Raw genomic sequence first — 3,963 nt, 5'->3', positions numbered from 1 at the left:
AAGCCGACACGGCGGGTGCACGTGTGGATCCGGTACCCCGCGCAGGCGTATCTGGTGCAGGCCCAGGCGACAGCGTGGACGGCGACAGCGATCCGTATCGGGTTCTTTGAACCGGTGATCAAGATTCACCGTGAAGGGTGGGTGTGGTGCAGCGCAGTCACCCCGGCGCCGCCCGACAAGAAGCAGTGACGGACTAGTCTTCCCCTTCGTCTGTGAGCTTTACTCCTCGTTGGAGGGCTTCGGCTGTGCGGGTATAGGCATCCGCGATGTATTCCTCGAGCTTGGACCGTTCGATGCGCCATTGCCCGCGGTTATCTTCAGTGCAGTTTATGTTGCTCGTTTCATGAGGATCGATCAGGTTCGCCCCCGATTCTCAGTGCCTCCCGTTCGAGTGAGTAACGATGGTTCTCTCAACCGGTCAAAAGCGCCGTTACTGATTTTTTGGCAAGGATAGTTAGAGCAGGGAGCCCAGGTCGGAGCCGGTTGATGGGTAGACGGCGGTGGTTGATTTCAGTTGCCGGGTTGTCAGGCCGTGTTTCATGGCGACGCTGATGGTGTTCGCTAGCTCGGCGTAGCCATGTCCGAAGAGGTGGGCACCGACGATGAGATCGGTGTCCTTGTCGACCAGTATTTTGGTGGCTCCGGCGGTTTCACCGATCCGGTAGTTCGAGTACCAGCCACTGGTGTCGGTATAGCGGACGTCGATGTTCAAGCCATTGTTGTGGGCTTCGTGCTCGAGCATGCCTACCCGGACGAGCTCGGGGACGGTGAAGACAGCCGTTGGGGTAGCGGCGTAGTCCGGTGCTGTCGTGGCGGATTTGAGCATGTTTGAGGCGGCGACCTTCGCTTCGATGACCGCCACAGGGGTCAGCGGCAGCCCGGCTGTGTCCGCTGCGTCCCCGGCAGCATAGACGGCAGGGTTCGTGGTGCTTTGCAGGTGGCCGGCTACCTCAACACCATGCTTGCCGTGTGCCACCTGACCCGCGTCAAGGTTCAGCCTGGATAGTTCAGCGACTCTTCCGGCGCCGTGGACGATGAGGTCCGCCTGGATTGAGTCCGGCGTGCCAGTGGTGTCGGTATGGATGGTGTATCCGCTGCTGGACTTGGTGATGGCCGTGATGCTGGCGCGGCGTCGCACCTCGACTCCCGCTTCTGATCCGCGCTTGATCAGCAGCTCTACAAGGTCGGCGTCGAACGCCTTTAGGGGCCTCGCTCCTTGATCGAGGATGATCGGTGTACTTCCTGCCCGGGCAGCAATGTGAGCAAACTCGAAGGAGATGAACCCGCCGCCGAGGAACACGATCCGGGGAGGAAGCGTCTCCAGGTTCAGGAAGTCGCTGCTATCGATCAGATACTCGTGCCCTGGGAAATCAAGCGGCCGCGGAACTGCCCCCGTCGCTATCAGCGATTTTGGATGCTTCGTAGTGGGTGTCTGCAATGTCGACCTGCGTGGGCCCGGTGAAGGCTGTCGGACCATGCAGTGTTTCCACGCCATGAGCCCGGAGGTCCTCTTCCATATTATGTGGAACGGGGTCCGTGAAGCCGTGCTTGTGCTTCATCAGGTCCTCCCAGTTGATGGAGAGCCCGCCACTGTCGATGCCTTTGCCGCCCATGAGCCGTGCAGCGTCGACCACTTCGGCGCCACGGCGCAGGATCTTCTTGGGATCACAACCGCGCAAGGCGCATGTCCCGCCGTATGGAAGCGCGTCGACGATTCCGACCCGCCAACCCTTGGACGCGGTTTTCGTCGCGGCGGCAACCCCGGCCATCCCCGCCCCGATTACCAGTAGGTCATAGGTATCAGTCATCAAAGGAGCCCCTTCGTAAGTCAGTGGAAACGTTGTTCTCTCAGCTGGTGAAGCGTGCTTGCCCACCGTCGCGGGTCTGTCTGGTGACGCGAAGGTGGACTTTGCCGTGTTTGATGCGCAGAGCGGGTACTCAGCCGACGGCGTTCCTAAGCTGGGCCAAGCTCGGTGCGCCCGCCGACCCGTCATCGGTCATATACCTGCGGCAGGCCAGGCCCACGGGCGTGGACGCATCACCAAACGCATCGACGCCGTTGATGAGGACGGTGGGAGAGCCGTGGAAGCCTACCCGTTCGGCGGCTTCCACCGTATCGATGAGCTGATACCCGAGCACTATGTCCGGGCGTTCCTCAGCAAGGATGCGCAGCCGCTCGTCTGCGACCGTCCAGTTCGGGCAACCATCAAAGTACTGCAAAGTGATGTCCATGATCCCCACCGTAAACCTTGCAGTCAGGTACAAGGTCAAGGGCTAGAATTGGACCATGCTGATCGGGGAAGTTTCTGCCGCCACGGGCGTGGACAATCAAACCATCCGCTTCTACGAACGTCAGGGCCTGCTGCCCCCACCTGACCGGGCTGCCAACGGTTACCGGACGTACGAGAGCGCAGCTATCGATCGCTTACGATTCATTCGCGCAGCGCAAAACGCGGGCCTTGCCCTGACCGAGATCGCCCAGGTCCTCAACCTTCGCGATGCAGGCCAGACGCCCTGCACCCACGTATCACTCGTCCTCGAACAGAAACTCGCCGAGGTCCGGGCACGCCAGCAGGAACTCGCCAATCTGGCGTGGGAGCTCGAGGAGCTCATCGAAGCCAGTCACACCCTGGATCCAGCAGATTGCGGGCCAGCAGAAATCTGCCACATCCTCACTACCAAGTAAGCGTCCTAGGGCAAGCAGATACCCGGGACAGCAGAGACCAGCTTGACCGCCTGCACACACCCACCACGTCACCGACATTGGAAAGTCTCACCTCGACCGAGCGGTGGGCGTGCACAGTGACGGCTGCATATATAGGAGCCGAAGTGCAACGGCTACCCTTCACTGCATGATGCGTGCCGATAACGGCCCAATATGTCGCCTTGTCCTGTTTGCAGTGAGATACCTTTCTTGTGACTACCGCTCAGGAAACGAGTCGCGGTAGTTGAATCTCAAGTCGAAGGGGGCGGTTCGATTGGTGTTCGAGCGGGTACGTGGTGAAGTGATCGATGTTGTCGCTGCGATTGATCTATTCGCAGCGCCGGCAGAGGTTTGGGCCCTGATCAAACCGGCGGAAACCGCGACACTCTTAGATCCAGACGTTGTGAAGGCATTTCGGGTTCCTGGCACACCCGAGGGTGTTGGGGAGATGCAGGGTTACATCAGCTACAGGGACGGGCGGGAGTACGTTCATCTGGTCGAGGTCGTGGAGGAAGTCCGGGAACGCTGGGCACTTGTCCGCGTTGTCGGTGACGCTGATGAAGCGGCACGTACGGGCTTCAGGCTAACCGCCATACCCGGTGGAACCCGCCTCGAGCAGCTGCGTACAGTCACAGTTCCCGCCGCTCAAGTGAGGGGAATCAATCAAATCCGTGAGCAGTACACCGCAGCCGCGCGGGCCTTCCTTGAGAGGGTGAAACTCCTGACGGAGCCAGCCTCGCCCGGTCGCCATGCGTGAGCAAAGAACAAGGCCGCCCGGGTCTCCTCAGGTTGAGCAGGAACAAGTCCATGAAACAGATCAGCAGGCAGGATAGGCACAATGCACCCCGATATTCCACCGACTCTGGGACGGTTACTGGCATCTCCACACGTCGCTCAACGGGCATTCTCATGGTCGAAAAATCGTTGGATGAGTTGGCTCTCAGAGATCGATGGCGGTGCACGAGTTCTCAATTCGCTTCCCGACGCCGTAGATCGAGCATCGACTGCCGAAACGGTGGATGCTTATGTGCGCGAAGGCGCATTCACTGAGGCGTTCATTGCCTGCATGGTTTGGGGTCACGGTCACTCCGGTTATGGGCCGTACCGCACCGCTCGCATCCTCAGCGGCGCACCGGGACAGGCCGGGAAGACCACTGACGGCACTGTCATCAAGCGACTACAGACCTCGGTCGAACGGTTCAACGCCGGCGGCGCGGTCGATGCTTACCGGTACCTGAACAACGACGGACATATCGATG

At 60.2% G+C, this 3,963-nt stretch carries 6 protein-coding genes and 1 pseudogene; 4 read left to right on the top strand and 3 right to left on the bottom strand.

The window, feature by feature from the left end; translation table 11 throughout:
* A pseudogene (locus X803_RS22565) lies at positions 1–189 on the top strand (hypothetical protein); the annotation flags it as partial.
* A gap of 265 nt (positions 190–454) precedes the next feature.
* Here X803_RS22565 and X803_RS19970 read toward each other — a convergent pair.
* The 3 genes from X803_RS19970 to X803_RS0113280 form a co-directional block, all read right to left on the bottom strand.
* On the bottom strand, positions 455–1,438 hold the full coding sequence (locus X803_RS19970) for an FAD-dependent oxidoreductase (protein ID WP_253907475.1): 984 nt from the start codon (positions 1,436–1,438) through the stop codon (positions 455–457).
* Positions 1,371–1,808: an FAD-dependent oxidoreductase gene (locus X803_RS22840; protein WP_253907474.1), complete on the bottom strand. Its 438-nt coding sequence runs from the start codon at positions 1,806–1,808 to the stop codon at positions 1,371–1,373. Before X803_RS22840 ends, X803_RS19970 begins: the two co-directional genes overlap by 68 nt.
* 130 nt (positions 1,809–1,938) lie before the next feature.
* Positions 1,939–2,232 (bottom strand): hypothetical protein, encoded by a 294-nt coding sequence (locus X803_RS0113280; RefSeq protein WP_026545514.1) that lies wholly within the window; start codon positions 2,230–2,232, stop codon positions 1,939–1,941.
* Between the two features lie 55 nt (positions 2,233–2,287).
* Between X803_RS0113280 and X803_RS0113275 the strand changes: the two genes are divergently transcribed.
* From X803_RS0113275 to X803_RS19965, 3 genes are all read left to right on the top strand, one after another.
* Positions 2,288–2,686, top strand: a complete 399-nt coding sequence (locus tag X803_RS0113275) for a heavy metal-responsive transcriptional regulator (RefSeq protein WP_026545513.1) — start codon at positions 2,288–2,290, stop codon at positions 2,684–2,686.
* A gap of 262 nt (positions 2,687–2,948) precedes the next feature.
* Entirely contained in the window at positions 2,949–3,461 is a 513-nt protein-coding gene (locus tag X803_RS0113270) for a hypothetical protein (protein WP_026545512.1), read from the top strand.
* An 81-nt stretch (positions 3,462–3,542) separates the two neighbouring features.
* On the top strand, positions 3,543–3,963 hold a 421-nt coding region (locus tag X803_RS19965; protein WP_162149233.1), incomplete at its 3' end, for an 8-oxoguanine DNA glycosylase OGG fold protein.

The organism is Arthrobacter sp. 35/47 (assembly GCF_000520475.1).
GTDB lineage: Bacteria > Actinomycetota > Actinomycetes > Actinomycetales > Micrococcaceae > Arthrobacter_D > Arthrobacter_D subterraneus.
Note: the sequence above shows the minus strand (reverse complement) of the source record. Positions and strands in the feature narration are given on the sequence as shown.